This window comes from Micromonospora sp. H61, assembly GCF_018070325.1.
Lineage (GTDB): Bacteria > Actinomycetota > Actinomycetes > Mycobacteriales > Micromonosporaceae > Micromonospora > Micromonospora salmantinae.
This window is the reverse complement of the sequence record NZ_JAGPXY010000021.1, coordinates 52,522-66,951: the sequence shown is the minus strand read 5'-3', so window position 1 is coordinate 66,951 and position 14,430 is coordinate 52,522. Positions and strand designations below refer to the sequence as shown.

Genomic DNA, 14,430 nt, shown 5'->3' with positions numbered 1-14,430 from the left:
GGCCGGTTGGGCGATGATGCTCAGCCGAGGTCGACCAGCAGCGGGCGGTGGTCGGAGATGGTGGACGCCGGCGCGGTGACGGCGCGTACCGGCGGGAGGTCGGCGAGGGCGTGCCGGTCGGCGAGGATGTGGTCGAGTTGGACGCGGGGCTGCCCGGACGGGTAGGTGGGGCGTCGGCCCAGGGGGTGCCAACCGGAGATGAGCCGGGCCGCGCCGGCGGGCAGGTTGAGGTCGCCGAGCAGGACGCGGGGCCCCGGTAGCGCGCGCAGGGCGCGGACGGTCTGGCGTAGTTGGCGGGCGTTCCAGCCGGGCACGAAGGACAGGTGGGTCGCGGCGACGGTGAGGGGGCCGTGCGGGGTGTCCAGGACGGCGGCGAGGACCACGCGGGGTTCGTCGTGCAGCAGGATGAGGCCGCCGCAGGGGCCGGGCACGTAGACCGGTGAGCGCACCGGCGCCGGTTTGAGTCGGGTGACCTGCCAGCTGCGTACGGGGTGTCGGCTGATCAGCCCGATGCCGTAGCAGGGCTCGCCGTGGCCGTCGTCGTCGTGGCGCAGTGGCCGGAACTGTTCGCCGGGGGTGCCGACGACGGCGGCGGCGAAGCGGTGATGCGGTGCGCCGAGGGCGCGGGCGGCGATGGCGGTGAGGTCGAGGTTGCCGCTGCGGCGTTGGTCGCGGTCGACCTCCTGCAGGGCGAGCACGTCGGCGTCGAGGGCGCCGATGGCGGCGGCGAGTCGGTCGGAGTCGACGAGCCCGTCGGTGAGGGACCGCCCGTGCAGCAGGTTGAAGGTGGCCAGGCGCACTCCTGCACCTTACGTGCCCGTGGCATGGTTGCCGGGTGGTGAAGGTGTTGCTGTGTTCGGTGCTGGTGTTCGTGGCGGTCGGAGCGTTGGGGGTGTGGTTGCGGCGTACGCGGGGTCGGTGACCGGGTGAGGCTGGCCACTCGGGTGCCGCCGCGGCGCGTCGGGTGGGCAAGAATTGCCGCCCGTGGACGCCGTGACGCTGAGTACCCTGCTGGCCGCCGCCGCGATGGCCGGGTGGGTCGATGCCGTGGTCGGTGGTGGCGGGTTGTTGCTGCTGCCGGCGTTGTTGGTGGCTGCCCCGGGGTTGCCGGTGGCCACCGCGTTGGGCACGAACAAGTTGGCCGCGATCTTCGGTACGGCCACGGCGGCGGCGACGTACGCCCGCAGGACGAAAGTCGACTGGCGGGTGGCGGGCCCGGCGGCGGGGTTCGCGGTGCTCAGCGCGGGTGTGGGCGCGGCGTTGGCCGGGGCGGTGCCGGCGTCGGCGTACCGGCCGGTCGTGCTGGTGGTGCTGGTGTCGGTGGCGGTGTTCGTGCTGCTGCGTCCCCGGATGGGGGTGGTGGCGGTGCCGGCGAAGCGCACTCCGCTGCGGGTGGCGGTGGTGATCGCGGTGGCCGGGGTGGGGATCGCCCTGTACGACGGGTTGATCGGCCCGGGCACCGGCACGTTCCTGGTGTTGGCGTTCACCGCCCTGGTGGGCGCGGACTTCGTGCACGGCTCGGCGATGGCGAAGGTCGTCAACGCGGGGACGAACCTGGGCGCGCTGGTGGTGTTCGGGGTGACCGGGCACGTGTGGTGGCTGCTGGGCGCGGGCATGGCGGTGTGCAACATCGCCGGCGCGGTGCTGGGGGCGCGGATGGCGTTGCGCCGCGGCTCCGGGTTCGTGCGGGTGGTGTTGCTGGTGGTCGTGGTGGCGTTGGTCGCGAAACTGGGCCACGACCAGTGGGTGAGCTAGCCGCGGCGGCTGGGTGAGTCGAAGCGCCCGGCTCGGATTTCGCGCAGGGCCCGGCGGCGGGTGTCGCCGCGCAGGGTGTCGACGTAGAGCCGCCCGCCCAGGTGGTCGGTCTCGTGTTGCAGGGCGCGGGCCAGGAACCCGCTGCCGGCGATGGTCAGCGGCTCGCCGTGCTGGTCGACGCCGTGGGCGGTGGCGTGCAGGGCCCGCACGGTCGGAAAGTACAGCCCGGGGATGGACAGGCAGCCCTCCTCGTCGTCCTGGAGTTCGTCGGACAGCTCCAGGGTGGGGTTGATGAGGTGGCCACGGTGCCCGTCGGCGTCGTAGACGAACACCTGCGCGCTGACGCCGATCTGCGGTGCGGCGACACCGGCGCGGCCGGGGGCACCGAGCAGGGTGTCCATCAGGTCGGTGACGAGGGCGCGCAACTCGGCGTCGAAGGTGGTGACCGGTTCGCATCCGGTGCGCAGGACAGGGTCGCCGATGATCCGGATGGGCCGCATGGTCATGGGGTTCAGCGTATCGCCGTGCGGTGCCGCGGTCAGCGCCCGGCCAGGGTGGCGCGGATCGGGGTGGTCTTCGCGGCGGCCTCGGCGACCTCGGCGCGTGCGTCGCTGTCCCAGGTGATGCCGCCGCCGGCCCAGGTGTGCAGCCGCTGGCCGTCGGCGGCGGCGGTGCGGATGGTCAGGCCCAGGTCGACGTGGCCCGGGGCGCCGGTGACCGAGGCGCCCGGGCAGGTGGCGCGCAGCAGGTCGGCGAGGCCGAGGCCGTCGGCGGCGGCGGCGCGCACTGTCGACTCGGCCTGCCACAGGTCGCACCAGCGTCGCACGGCGAACAGTTCGTCGACGGTGACGGTGCCGGTGCGGGCGATGCGGGCGAGGTCGTTGCGGGCCAGGTCGACGATCATGATGTGTTCGGCGCGTTCCTTCGCGCTGGCGAGCAGTTCGGCGCGGCCGGTGGCGGTGGCCGGGCGGGTGCCCTTGATCGGTCGGGTGATCACCTGCCCGTCGGTGACCTCGACGAGGGTTTCCGGGGAGGCGCAGCCGATGGCCCAGCCGTCGCCGGTGAGGACGCCGCCGTAGCGGGCGCCGGGGAGCGCGCCGAGGCGGCTCAGGGCGGGCAACGGGTCGCCGGCGTAGGGGGCGGCGGCGTGGCCGACGAGGTTGCTCTGGTAGACGTCGCCGCGGCCGATGGCGGCGCGGACCGCGTCGACGGCGGCGGCGTGCTGGCCGGGGGTCCAGCTCTCGGCCCACTCGCCGAGCCGCCACGACGACGGTGGGCCGGGCCGGGTGACCCGGGTGGGGCCGTGCTGGTAGACGACGACGGCGAGGTCGGGCAGGGCCGGCGCGGGTTCGGGTGCCCCGGTGGGGGCGCCGGCCAGCAGCGCCCCGGCGGCGGCGGACAGGTACAGCGCCGCGCCGCAGACCCCGGTGCCGTGCTGGCCGGTGGCCGGTCGGGTCAGGTCGTGCAGGGGTAGGCCGTGCGCGGCGAGGAACTCCTCGGCGAGGGCCGCGGGGTCACCGCCGTCGCCGCGAGACCAGTGCAGGCGGGCGCGTTCGGTCAGCGCATCCCGGCACGCGGCCGGCGCGGCGGGTACCTCGATCGACGCGGCGCTGCGGTAGGCGGCCGACGCAGCCGGGCCGCTGTCCGCGGCTGACGCAGCCGGGCCGCTGTCCGCGGCTGACGCAGCCGGGCCGCTGTCCGCGGCGTCCACGTATGGGAGCGTTTCCACGCCGTACGGTCCAACCTTCCTCATCCGTTCAGTGGATTTCCCGTGCACCAGGCGGGCACCTGCTCGATGCTGGACACTTTCGCTTGGTACTGTGCGTCACTGGTCATGTGAACCATGACACAGTGCCCCCACAGTCCGGAGAACCCGATGTGCCAGCACCAACCGACCTGCCCCTCCGCTGAAGCCACCGACCGGGAAGCCGCGCGGGTCCTCGCCTGCTTCCGTGAGCAGGGCTGGAGCCTGCTCTGCAACGGTGTCATCGTCTTCGAGGACACCGGCGAACTGCTTCCCGACGGCAGCAGCATCGCACCGCACCGCGGCCCCGCCCGCCACGCCCTCGTGGCCTGACCGACCACTCAGCGTCACCGTTTAGCCGCCGTCGACCCAGGCTAGTCCCCCGGTAAGGGACGTCCCCGCCCAGGTCGCAGCGGCTGCCGGGGCAGGCCGTACCGCCCGCCCCGGCGCGCCGTCGTCAGTGCTCGACCGGCTGCGGCGTTGTCAGTCTTCGAACGCCTCCGGCGACGGGCACGAGCAGACCAGGTTCCGGTCGCCGTACGCGCCGTCGATGCGCCGCACCGGCGGCCAGTACTTGCCGGCCCGGTCCACCCCGGCCGGGTACGCGCCCACCGACCGCGGGTACGCGTGCGACCACTCGTCACCGCTGACCATCGCCGCGGTGTGCGGCGCGTTGGCCAGGGGGTTGTCCCCTACCGGCCACGCCCCGGAACCCACCTGCTCGATCTCCGCGCGGATCGCGATCATCGCGTCGCAGAACCGGTCCAGCTCGGCCAGGTCCTCGCTCTCGGTCGGCTCCACCATCAGCGTCCCCGCCACCGGGAACGACATCGTGGGCGCGTGGAAGCCGTAGTCGATCAGCCGCTTCGCCACGTCGTCGACGCTCACCCCGGTCGCCTTCGTCAACGGCCGCAGGTCGAGGATGCACTCGTGGGCCACCAGGCCCTTGTTGCCGGCGTACAGCACCGGGAAGTGCCCCCGCAGCCGCGCCGCCACGTAGTTCGCCGCGAGCACCGCCACACCGGTGGCCCGGGTCAGCCCCTCGGCGCCCATCATCCGCAGGTACGCCCACGGGATCGGCAGGATCCCCGCCGACCCGTACTTCGCCGCCGAGATCGCCGGCGTGGCGTCCACGTGCGCGCCCAGCGGGTCACCGGGCAGGAACGGCGTCAGGTGCGCGCGGACCGCCACCGGACCCACCCCGGGGCCACCGCCGCCGTGCGGGATGCAGAACGTCTTGTGCAGGTTCAGGTGCGACACGTCCGCGCCGAACTTGCCGGGCTTGGCGAACCCGACCAGGGCGTTGAGGTTCGCCCCGTCGACGTACACCTGCCCGCCGGCGTCGTGGACCTTCGCGCACAGCGACGCGATGCCCGTCTCGTACACACCGTGCGTGGACGGGTACGTCACCATGATCGCGGCGAGCGCGTCGCGGTGCTTGTCGATCTTCGCGTCCAGGTCGACGAGGTCGACGTTGCCGTCGTCGTCGCAGGCCACCACCACGACCCGCATGCCGGCCATCACCGCCGACGCCGCGTTCGTGCCGTGCGCCGACGACGGGATCAGGCACACGTCGCGGTGCGTCTCACCCCGCGACGCGTGGTACGAGCGGATCGCCAGCAACCCGGCCAGCTCACCCTGCGAACCGGCGTTGGGCTGCACGCTCACCGCGTCGTAGCCGGTCACCTCGGCCAGCCACGACTCCAGCTGACCGATCATCTCCCGGTACCCGACGGTCTGCGCGTCGGGCGCGAACGGGTGGATGTTCGCGAACTCCGCCCAGCTGACCGGCTCCATCTCGGTGGTCGCGTTCAGCTTCATCGTGCACGACCCGAGCGGGATCATGCCCCGGTCCAGGGCGTAGTCGAAGTCCGACAGCCGCCGCAGGTAGCGCAGCATCGCCGTCTCGGAGTGGTGGCTGCGGAACACCGGGTGGGTGAGGAAGTCGCTGCCGCGCGTCAGGTCGACCGGCAGGGCGGCGTCCACGTCGGCGTCGAAGGCGGGCACCCCGAACGCCTCCCACACCTGCGCCAGGTGCGCGTCGGTAGTGGTCTCGTCGCAGGACACCCCCACCCGGTCGGCGTCGACCAGCCGCAGGTTGACACCACGGTCGGCGGCGGCGGCCACCACCTCGGCGGCCCGCCCCGGCACGGTCGCGGTGACGGTGTCGAAGAACGCGACGTCGGCGACGTCCACCCCACCGGCGCGCAACCCGGCCGCGAGCCGCGCCGCCATCGCATGGGTACGCGTCGCGATGTCGCGCAGCCCGTCCGGGCCGTGGTAGACGGCGTACATGCCGGCCATCACCGCGAGCAGCACCTGCGCGGTGCAGATGTTGCTGGTCGCCTTCTCCCGCCGGATGTGCTGCTCACGGGTCTGCAACGCCAACCGGTAGGCCGGGTTGCCGTCCGCGTCGCGTGACACCCCGACCAGGCGCCCGGGCAGCATCCGCTCCAGGCCCGAGCGCACCGCCAGGTAACCGGCGTGCGGCCCACCGAAGCCCATCGGTACGCCGAAACGCTGGGTGGTGCCGGCGGCGATGTCCGCGCCGATCTGCCCCGGTGCGCGCAGCAGCGTCAACGCCAGCAGGTCCGCCGCGACGGTCACCAGGGCGCCGACGGCGTGCGCCGCCGCCACGAGGCTGGCGTGGTCGCGCACCGCCCCGGACGCCCCCGGGTACTGCAGGTGCAGGCCGAAGAACTCCGCCGGCAACTCGTCGCGCTGCACGTCGAGGACCCGCACGTCGATGCCGAGCGGCTCGGCCCGGCTGGTGATCACCGCGATGGTCTGCGGCAACGCGTCGGCGTCGACGACGTACACGCCGCTCTTGCTCTTGGAGGCCCGCCGCGCCAGGGTCATCGCCTCCGCAGCCGCGGTGCCCTCGTCGAGCATGGAGGCGTTCGCGGTGGTCAGGCCGGTCAGGTCGGTGACCATGGTCTGGAAGTTCAGCAGCGCCTCCAGGCGGCCCTGGCTGATCTCCGGCTGGTACGGCGTGTACGCCGTGTACCAGGCCGGGTCCTCGAGCACGTTGCGGCGGATCACCGCCGGGGTGTGCGTGCCGTGGTACCCCAGCCCGATCATGGAGACGGCGACGGTGTTACGCGCCGCGAGGGCCCGCAGCTCGGCGATCGTCTCGGCCTCGGTGGCCGGGTCGGGCAGGTCGAGGGTGCCGTGCCAGCGGATCACCTCGGGGATCGCGGCGTCCATCAGCTCGTCGATGGAGTCGTGCCCGACGACCTCCAGCATCCGACGCTCATCGTCGGGGCCGGGACCGATGTGACGGGTGGCGAACTGCTCTACGGTCATAGGGGGCACTCCCGGGGCGAGGTCGACGTGTCGGCCTCCCCCTCTGTCGCACCCACAGGGGCACTCCACAGTGCCTGCCCACGAGGTCCTTTTGCCTGAGAGGTTCCGGGGAGGATTTGCCCCTTCGGCGCCGCCCTGCGCGCTGTCGGGCGGTCTCTCCCACGTGGGTGTTACCGGCGTGGTCAACGCTACCAGCGTTGGTGTTTCCGGCGGATGTCCTACCCCCGGGCCTCGTGCTCACCCGCGCGGGTAGGTCCGTCACACCCCCAGCGGTGCCCCGGCGCCGACCCGCGCGGCCAGCTGCGGCAGCACCACGCCCAGCGGCGCGTCGACGCACACTGTGGCGTGGCCGTCACCCCGGGTCGGCCCCTGGTTGACGATCGCGACCGGGATGCCCCGTTTCGCGGCCCGAATCACGAACCGGCGCCCCGACATCACCGTCAACGACGACCCGAGCACCAGCAACGCGCGGGCCTGCTCCACGGCCGCGAAACACCGCGCCACCCGCTGCGGCGGCACCGTCTCACCGAAGAACACCACGTCCGGTTTCAGCATCCCGGTGCCGCAGATCCCGCAGTCCACCGGCCGAAACGCCGCCACCTGCTCATCAGGGAGATCAACATCACCGTCCGGGTTGACCGCGGCGACGCGGGCCACGAACTCCGGGTTGGCCTCGCGCAGCCGCCGGTGCAGCTCCTCCCGGGAGGTCAGGTTGCCGCAGTCCAGGCAGGTCACCTCGTCGAGGCGGCCGTGCAGCTCGATCACCGACGGGCTGCCGGCCGCACCGTGCAGACCGTCGACGTTCTGGGTGATCACCGTGTCGACCAGCCCGGCGTGTTGCAGCCCGGCCACCGCCCGGTGCCCGGCGTTGGGCGCCGCGCCCGCGATCAGCCGCCAGCCCAGGTGGCTGCGCGCCCAGTAGCGCCGCCGGGCCAGGGGATCGCGGGTGAACGCCTGGAAGGTCATCGGCGTGTGCCGCCGCGCCACCCCGCTGGGCCCCCGGTAGTCCGGAATTCCCGACTCGGTGGACAGGCCGGCGCCGCTGAGCACCACCACCCCACCACCGGCCACCAGCGAGGTCAACGCGTCGAAGCTCTCCATCACCTCTCCATGCTGCCTCAACCGGTTCACCAACGCCGAGCCCCGCGCCGGGCAGGCGGTCCCACCCGGCGCGGGTGACCTCGGCTATACCGCGACGACGTCGGCGACGACGCAGGCGACGTTGTCCGGCGCACCCTCGGCCCACGCCAGACCGATCAGCGCCCGCACCGTGTCCCCGGGATCGTCCGTCGCTGCCAACGCCGACCCCAACTCGGCCCGGTCGACGACCGCGGACAGCCCGTCGGAGCACAACAGGTACCGGTCACCCGGCAACGCGGTACGCACCGCCAGATCCGCCTCGACCTGCCGGCCGCCACCGAGGGCACGCACCAGCACCGCGCGCTGCGGATGCGTCGCGGCCTGATCCCGGTCGAGCCGGCCCTGCTCAACCTGAGCCTGCACCCAGGTGTGATCCTGCGTGAGCAGCGACAGCTCACCGCCGCGCAGCAGGTAGGCCCGGGTGTCACCGACGTGCACCAGCGCCAGCCGGGAACCGCTGAGCAGCAGCGCGGTCAGCGTGGTGACCGGCTGGTCGGTGTCGGTGGCCAACGCGTGCACGGCGCGGTCGGCGTCGCTCACCGCGCCGGCCAGCATCGTCAGCAGGTCGGCCGCCGGCACGTCGGTGAGCGCCAACGGCCTCAGGGCGTCGACGGCGGCGGCGCTGGCGGCCGCGCCGCCGGGCCCCCGCATACCGTCGGCCACGGCGAGCAACCGCTCGCCGGCGTACGCGGTGTCCTCGTTGCTGTCGCGCACCAGCCCGGTGTCACAACCGGCGGCGCAGCGGACGGCAACTGTGGGATTCGGGTCAGACATGGTGGCGCCCCCTTCAGACAGGTGGTCCACGAGGAGGGTGGCGAGCCGGGCGCGGGCCGCGGTGTCGGCGCTGACCTGCCGCCAGTACGCGGTGACCGCCTCAGCCGCCGCCGCGGGCTCCAGGCCGCACACCACCCGGATCGTCGCCAGCGGCATACCGAGGCGACGCAACTGGGCGACCAGCCGAGCCACCGGCAGCTGAGCCGGGTCGTAGAGCCGGTAACCGGACTCCGGATCGACAGCGGCCGGCACCAGCAGCCCCACCTGGTCGTACAGGCGCAACGCCTTCGGTGTCAGCCTCGCCGCCCGGGCGAACGCCCCGATGGTCATCAGCCCCACGTCGACATCCTCCTCGCAGCCGGTCACGGCGACCGGCACCCACCAGGCTCAGGGTTCCCCGAAGGTCAAGGTCAAGCCGGTGACGCCGCCGGCACCCGCGGCGCCGGTAGGTTGGGCCCATGCGCGTCGTCATCGCCGGAGGCCACGGCAAGATCGCCCTCCTGTTGCAACGCCACCTCGTCGGGCGCGGCGACACCGCCGTCGGCCTCATCCGCAACCCCGAGCAGACCGCGACGCTGCGCGCCGCCGGCGCCACCCCCGTCGTCTGCGACCTGGAACACACCGAGGTCGCGCAGGTGGCCGAGCACCTGCACGGCGCCGACGCGGTGATCTTCGCCGCCGGCGCCGGCCCCGGCAGCGGCGCCGCCCGCAAGGACAGCGTCGACCGGGCCGCCGCCGCGCTGCTCGCCGACGCCGCCGCCCGCGCCGGCGTCCACCGCTACCTACTCGTCTCCTCCATGGGAGTGGACACACCACCCGCCCCCGGCACCGACGACGTGTGGACGGCGTACCTGCGCGCCAAACGCGCCGCCGAGGACGACCTGCGCCGCCGCGACCTGGCCTGGACGGTGCTACGACCCGGCCGGCTCACCGACGACCCACCCACCGGGCGGGTCACCCTCACCCCACACGCCGGACGTGGCGCGATCAGCCGCACCGACGTCGCCCACGTCCTCGCCGCACTGCTCGACGAACCACGCACCACCGGCGCGACACTGGAACTCGTCGACGGGCCCACCCCGATCGTCGAGGCCATCCGCGCCGCCGCCAGCTGACCGACCCGTCGCGCCCAGGAGAACCCATGGACCCGCAACCACTCGACTACCGCTTCACCGCGCCCATCGAGAAAGACGGCGCGTTCGCCACCTACGTGACAGTTCCCGACTCCGCGGACCTGCTCGGCACCCGACGCGCCGTCAAGGTCACCGGCACCATCGACGGGCACCCGTTCAACGCCACCCTGATGCCCTCCGGCGCCGGCCCCCACTGGCTGCCCATCCGCGCCGCCCTGTGCAAGACCATCGGCAAGAGCGCCGCCGGCACCGAGGTCACCTTCCACCTCGAACAACGGCTCAGCTGACCACCCGCAGCACCGACTGTCGCCCTCAGCCGCCCGGGCGGTGCGCGGCGACCAACACCGGCCCGCCCGGGACGGTCGGAAAACGCCGAACCTCACCCAACCCGGCCCCCGCCAGCACCTCCGCCATCCGGTCGGCGTCGAAGGCGTTGCCGCCGTTACGCACGGCGTTCCACCGGTCGACGGCCGCCCGCAACGGGTCCCCGGCCGGCGCATTGGTGCCCGCCACCAGCCAGCCACCGGGTCGCAGCGCCCGCACCAGCCGGGGCAGCGCGAGCGCCAACGTCTGCTGGGGAAGAAACGGCGCCGGCACCCAGACCAGGTCGTACCCGCCGGGCTCGGCCACCTCCGCGACGTCCTGCCGGCGCAAACTGATCCGATCCGCGACATCGCGCGCCTCGGCCAACTCCCCGCCGGCCAGGTCCAACGCCCGTTGCAGCACGTCGATACCCACCACCGACACCCGGGGCAACGCGCGGGCCAGGGCGACGGCCAACGCCGCCACACCGGTGCCCACATCCAACACCCGGGCGTCCGCCGAGTCCAAGCGCTGCGCCAGCCCCGGCAACTCGGGCACCACCCGGGTCGCCAACGCCCGGCCGGTCGCCGCCGACGCCCGACCCTGATGCAGCAACACCTCGTCGTCCACCTGCGCCCAGCCGGCCCCACCCCCGCCGGAAGGCTCCTGCGCCGCCGCGGCGACCGCCTGCCGCAGCGAACTCAACCGCGCCTGCACCGCGCTGCGCCCGGTCGGCCCGTCGGCAGGCACCAGCGACGGGTGCGCGACCGGCGTCCCGCCGTCTGAGGACAGCAGACCCGCGGCCTCCAGCACCGCGCTGCGGTGCGGCGACGCCGCGAGGACCTCCGCGAGCGGGGCCGACAGGGCGTCACTCATGGTGCCGACCGCGGCCGCCAGCGCCCACGCCGACGCCTCCAACGCGGCCAGCGGGTCCGCTGACCCGCCGGACGGGGACGGTGATACCGACACGACGGCGCCTCTCCCAGGGGCGGGCCACCCGTCAGCCCCGCCTGACCCCTCCGACTGTGCCACCGCCGCCAACACGCCGGGCGGGGTCCACGTCAGCGCACCCCACCCGGCGACTCAGCGCTGCTGGTGCCGCGGCAACGCCGACTGGCCCACCACGCCACCCACGAACGGCGCCCCCGGCGTCTCCGCCGCGATCCGATCCATCGTGCGCGCCAACTGCTCACTGCCGTCGTCGAGATGCCGCGCCGCCGCCTGCATGTGCGACACCATCATCTCACCGAAGATCCGCAACGCCTCCCGGGTCGCCACCGTGTCGTCGAAGCTCGACCCCGCCGCGCTGCGGTACTCCGCCACCGCCCGCTCCGCCTCCTGCTTCGCCTCCGCCTCCGCCGCGTGCAGGTAACTCTCGTACTGCACCCGGGCGTACTCGGCGACCCGACGCGCGTAGTCATGCGCCTGCGCGATGATCTGCTCGGCCTCCCGCTGCGCCGCCGACAGCAGATTCACCTCCCGCGCCGCCGGGACCTTCGCCGCCGCCCCCGTACTCGGAATCACCCCGTGCCGGTGCAACTCCACCCGGTCGGTCAGCCGCTCGTTCTCCGCCCGCAACGTCGCGATCTGCGTCGCCAACAGGTCCAACTCGTCAGCGACCTGCACCCGGAACCGGTCCACGTCAGCGTTGTCGTAACCACGCCGAGCGAACGACGCCGCACCGAACTCCCACCGCCGAACCCGGTCGGCGGTGATCCGCACCTGCACACCGCCGGAAACCTGCACCCCGTCATACCGACTGATCGGCGTCGCACTCACCTGTGCAGACCTCCGTTCGCGACCGCCGGGCTCGCAAGCTCACTGATCGCGCTCACCTGTGCCCACCTCCCGAAGTGTCACCCGCAGCCGACTGCTGCACCGCCGTCCGCCACGCCGGGCCGTACCACTGCGCGCCCAGGCCCTCGTGGTGCACCTGACCCGCGTGGAAACCCGCCTGCACCAACGTCCGCACCGCGTGCGACACCATCTCGTCCGACCCACACACGAACACGTGCCGGGACCGCCAGTCACCGTCGGCCAACGCCCGGTCCACCGCCTGCACGAACTCCCCCGGCCGGTGCACGTCGGCACCGACCACGTACGTCACCGTCAACCACGGATACGACGACGCCAACTTGTCGATCGCGTCGCTGTCGTAGAACTCGCTACGGGACCGGGCCCCCACGTACAGGTCCACCCGCCGACGGGAACCCTCCGCGGCCACCTGCTCCACCAACGCCTTCACCGGCGCCCAGCCGGTACCCGAGACCAACAGCAACAGGTCACTGGAGCCCGCCGACCACAATCCCAACCGGTCCCCCACCGGCGCCGCCAGGTGGATCCGATCCCCCACCGCCGACCCGTACACCAGCCGCGACGACACCGCGCCCCCCGGCGCGGCCCGCACATGCAACTCCAACGTGCCGTCCGCCCGCGGCGCGTTCGCCGGCGAGTAGTACCGCCACGACCGCACCGACGGGTGCGACACCCCGACCGACTGACCCGGCGTGAACGGCAACAGATACTGCGGACGCACCGTCAACACCGCCACGTCGAACGCCCGCCGCTCATGCGCCACGATCTCCGCCACCCACCACGGCGGATTGACCGCCTCAGCGGCCTGCGCGGCCTCCATCATCACCTGGGCGACCAACCCGTACGCGGCCGTCCAGTCCGCAGCCAACTCGTCGGTCCACTGCTCGGCGAGGAAATGCTGCAACGTCGCCACCAACGCCTCACCGACCGCCGGATAGTGCTCCGCGCGGACCGCGAACTTGCGGTGATCCGCGCCGAGATCCTGCAGGAAACCCACCAGCCGATCCACCTGGTCCACGTTGGACACGATGTGACCCAACGCGGTCACGAGGCGGTCCCGCTGACCGGCCATGTTCGTGGGGAACATCTGCCGCGTCTCGGGATGAGCGAGGAACAACGTCGAGTAGAAGTAGAGCGGCACCTGGTCGCCGTGACCGGCGACCACCGACCAGCTCTGCTTGAGGCGAGCGGCGTCCACGCTCAGACGCCCGACCTGTTCCCGGCAGCCACCACCTGGCCCTGCACCTGCCCCAGCACTGTCTGCACGTGGGCGAGGACGTCCGCCGGCACCCCCAGCTCGGTCAGCGTCACCGTCAGGTGCTCGCCCACCTTCGCGTAGTGCCCCACCGTGATGTTCAACGGCTGGTGCGCCTCGGCCAACCCGCGACCCGTGTACTCGTTCGGGCCACCCAGCACCACAGTCAACATCAACGCCAGATGCCGCCGCTGACCCGCCATGTCCACGCCAACGAAATAGCCCGCCAACTCCGGGTCCGCGAGCACCTTGTCGTAGAACAGCTCAACCGCCGCCTTGACCGAACTGGCGCCACCAATGCGGTCGTAGTGCGAGGCGGGAGCAGTCTCTTCCGTAACCGTCACGGTCGTTCCTTCCGGGGGTGAAGGGTCCAGAACCGTGAGGGACCATAGCGTGTCAACCGCCCCCGGTCAGCGCCCCCTTATCGGATTCCCGACAACACGCCGACACGGTGCGTCACCACTACCGATCGGTATCTCCACAATGGGCCACCAGCACAACACCCACGGTATCCACAGTGGACTGGCACGGCCGATAGATGCCTGCCACCGTCACCGACTGTCGCGAGAAAACAACCGAAAAAAAATCGAAAGACCGAACGGTCAGCCGGCGCGCCGCCGCGCCCGCCGCGCCGCCAACTCGTCACCCACCGGATCCGGCCCCGACGCCACCGCCGGCTCCACCGGGCCGCTCGTCGCCGGCTCCGCCGGCAGATGCGACAACGACCCCTGGATCTCCTTGAAAGCCCCACCGATCGCGATGCCGAAGACCCCCTGGCCACCCTGCAACAGATCGACCACCTCCTCCGGAGACCGGCACTCGTACACCGTCGTCCCATCAGAGATAAGCGTGATCCCCGCCAGATCCTCCACACCACGCGACCGCAACGCCTCGATCGCCTTACGGATGTTCTGCAGGGACACCCCCGCATCCAACAACCGCTTCACGACCTTCAACACCACCAGGTCCCGGAACGAATACAACCGCTGCGTCCCCGAACCCGAGGCGTCACGAACGCTCGGCACCACAAGCGTCGTCCGCGCCCAGTAATCCAACTGCCGGTAACTGATGCCCACCGCATGGCAGGCCGTCACACCCCGGTAGCCAACCGAACCGTCACCCTCAGCCGCCACACCTGGCGACGAGGCACCCGACTCGTCGAACCCTGCACCCGGATCGGAATCCCGCGGCTCGTGCATCCGGAC

General features: G+C 72.6%; 15 protein-coding genes and 1 riboswitch. Of the genes, 4 read left to right on the top strand and 11 right to left on the bottom strand.

The window, feature by feature from the left end; genetic code table 11:
• Positions 1 to 20: 20 nt before the first annotated feature.
• Positions 21 to 800, bottom strand: coding sequence for an endonuclease/exonuclease/phosphatase family protein (locus KBX08_RS13580; protein WP_210783846.1), 780 nt, complete (start codon positions 798 to 800; stop codon positions 21 to 23).
• A 184-nt stretch (positions 801 to 984) separates the two neighbouring features.
• On the opposite strand from KBX08_RS13580, the gene KBX08_RS13575 reads away from it, so the two are divergent.
• Positions 985 to 1,755 (top strand): TSUP family transporter, encoded by a 771-nt coding sequence (locus KBX08_RS13575; RefSeq protein WP_307850536.1) that lies wholly within the window; start codon positions 985 to 987, stop codon positions 1,753 to 1,755.
• Here the strand turns inward: KBX08_RS13575 and def are convergent.
• A complete protein-coding gene (def, locus tag KBX08_RS13570; RefSeq protein WP_210783845.1) occupies positions 1,752 to 2,261 on the bottom strand; it encodes a peptide deformylase in 510 nt (169 codons plus the stop codon). The genes KBX08_RS13575 and def overlap by 4 nt on opposite strands.
• Positions 2,262 to 2,293: 32 nt before the next feature.
• A complete protein-coding gene (locus KBX08_RS13565; RefSeq protein WP_307850543.1) occupies positions 2,294 to 3,355 on the bottom strand; it encodes a chorismate-binding protein in 1,062 nt (353 codons plus the stop codon).
• A gap of 276 nt (positions 3,356 to 3,631) precedes the next feature.
• On the opposite strand from KBX08_RS13565, the gene KBX08_RS13560 reads away from it, so the two are divergent.
• Entirely contained in the window at positions 3,632 to 3,832 is a 201-nt protein-coding gene (locus KBX08_RS13560; RefSeq protein ID WP_007460326.1) for a DUF5999 family protein, read from the top strand.
• A 150-nt stretch (positions 3,833 to 3,982) separates the two neighbouring features.
• Here the strand turns inward: KBX08_RS13560 and gcvP are convergent, their stop codons facing one another.
• From gcvP to KBX08_RS13545, 3 genes are all read right to left on the bottom strand, one after another.
• The gene (gcvP, locus tag KBX08_RS13555) at positions 3,983 to 6,805 is read right to left on the bottom strand and encodes an aminomethyl-transferring glycine dehydrogenase (protein ID WP_210783843.1); all 2,823 of its coding nucleotides are present in this window, start codon (positions 6,803 to 6,805) and stop codon (positions 3,983 to 3,985) included.
• A gap of 73 nt (positions 6,806 to 6,878) precedes the next feature.
• A riboswitch (glycine riboswitch) is annotated at positions 6,879 to 6,977 on the bottom strand.
• Between the two features lie 86 nt (positions 6,978 to 7,063).
• Positions 7,064 to 7,906 carry an NAD-dependent protein deacetylase gene (locus tag KBX08_RS13550; RefSeq protein ID WP_210783842.1) on the bottom strand — a complete coding sequence of 281 codons (843 nt, stop codon included), beginning with the start codon at positions 7,904 to 7,906 and terminating at the stop codon, positions 7,064 to 7,066.
• 84 nt (positions 7,907 to 7,990) lie between these two features.
• Positions 7,991 to 9,058: a MerR family transcriptional regulator gene (locus KBX08_RS13545; protein ID WP_210783873.1), complete on the bottom strand. Its 1,068-nt coding sequence runs from the start codon at positions 9,056 to 9,058 to the stop codon at positions 7,991 to 7,993.
• Positions 9,059 to 9,177: 119 nt separating this feature from the next.
• On the opposite strand from KBX08_RS13545, the gene KBX08_RS13540 reads away from it, so the two are divergent.
• Entirely contained in the window at positions 9,178 to 9,834 is a 657-nt protein-coding gene (locus tag KBX08_RS13540) for an NAD(P)-binding oxidoreductase (protein WP_210783840.1), read from the top strand.
• A 26-nt stretch (positions 9,835 to 9,860) separates the two neighbouring features.
• On the top strand, positions 9,861 to 10,139 hold the full coding sequence (locus KBX08_RS13535) for a DUF1905 domain-containing protein (RefSeq protein WP_112587027.1): 279 nt from the start codon (positions 9,861 to 9,863) through the stop codon (positions 10,137 to 10,139).
• 25 nt (positions 10,140 to 10,164) lie between these two features.
• On the opposite strand, the gene KBX08_RS13530 is transcribed toward KBX08_RS13535, so the two are convergent.
• The 5 genes from KBX08_RS13530 to KBX08_RS13510 all read right to left on the bottom strand — a co-directional run bounded on the left by KBX08_RS13530 (position 10,165) and on the right by KBX08_RS13510 (position 14,424).
• Positions 10,165 to 11,124, bottom strand: a complete 960-nt coding sequence (locus KBX08_RS13530; RefSeq protein WP_210783838.1) for a cyclopropane-fatty-acyl-phospholipid synthase family protein — start codon at positions 11,122 to 11,124, stop codon at positions 10,165 to 10,167.
• A 114-nt stretch (positions 11,125 to 11,238) separates the two neighbouring features.
• Positions 11,239 to 11,934, bottom strand: coding sequence for a DivIVA domain-containing protein (locus tag KBX08_RS34440; RefSeq protein ID WP_210783836.1), 696 nt, complete (start codon positions 11,932 to 11,934; stop codon positions 11,239 to 11,241).
• Positions 11,935 to 11,986: 52 nt separating this feature from the next.
• Positions 11,987 to 13,168: a globin domain-containing protein gene (locus KBX08_RS34435; RefSeq protein ID WP_210783834.1), complete on the bottom strand. Its 1,182-nt coding sequence runs from the start codon at positions 13,166 to 13,168 to the stop codon at positions 11,987 to 11,989.
• Positions 13,169 to 13,170: 2 nt separating this feature from the next.
• Positions 13,171 to 13,569, bottom strand: coding sequence for a group 1 truncated hemoglobin (locus KBX08_RS13515; RefSeq protein ID WP_210783832.1), 399 nt, complete (start codon positions 13,567 to 13,569; stop codon positions 13,171 to 13,173).
• A 258-nt stretch (positions 13,570 to 13,827) separates the two neighbouring features.
• Positions 13,828 to 14,424 (bottom strand): MerR family transcriptional regulator, encoded by a 597-nt coding sequence (locus KBX08_RS13510; protein ID WP_210783830.1) that lies wholly within the window; start codon positions 14,422 to 14,424, stop codon positions 13,828 to 13,830.
• Positions 14,425 to 14,430: the final 6 nt, after the last annotated feature.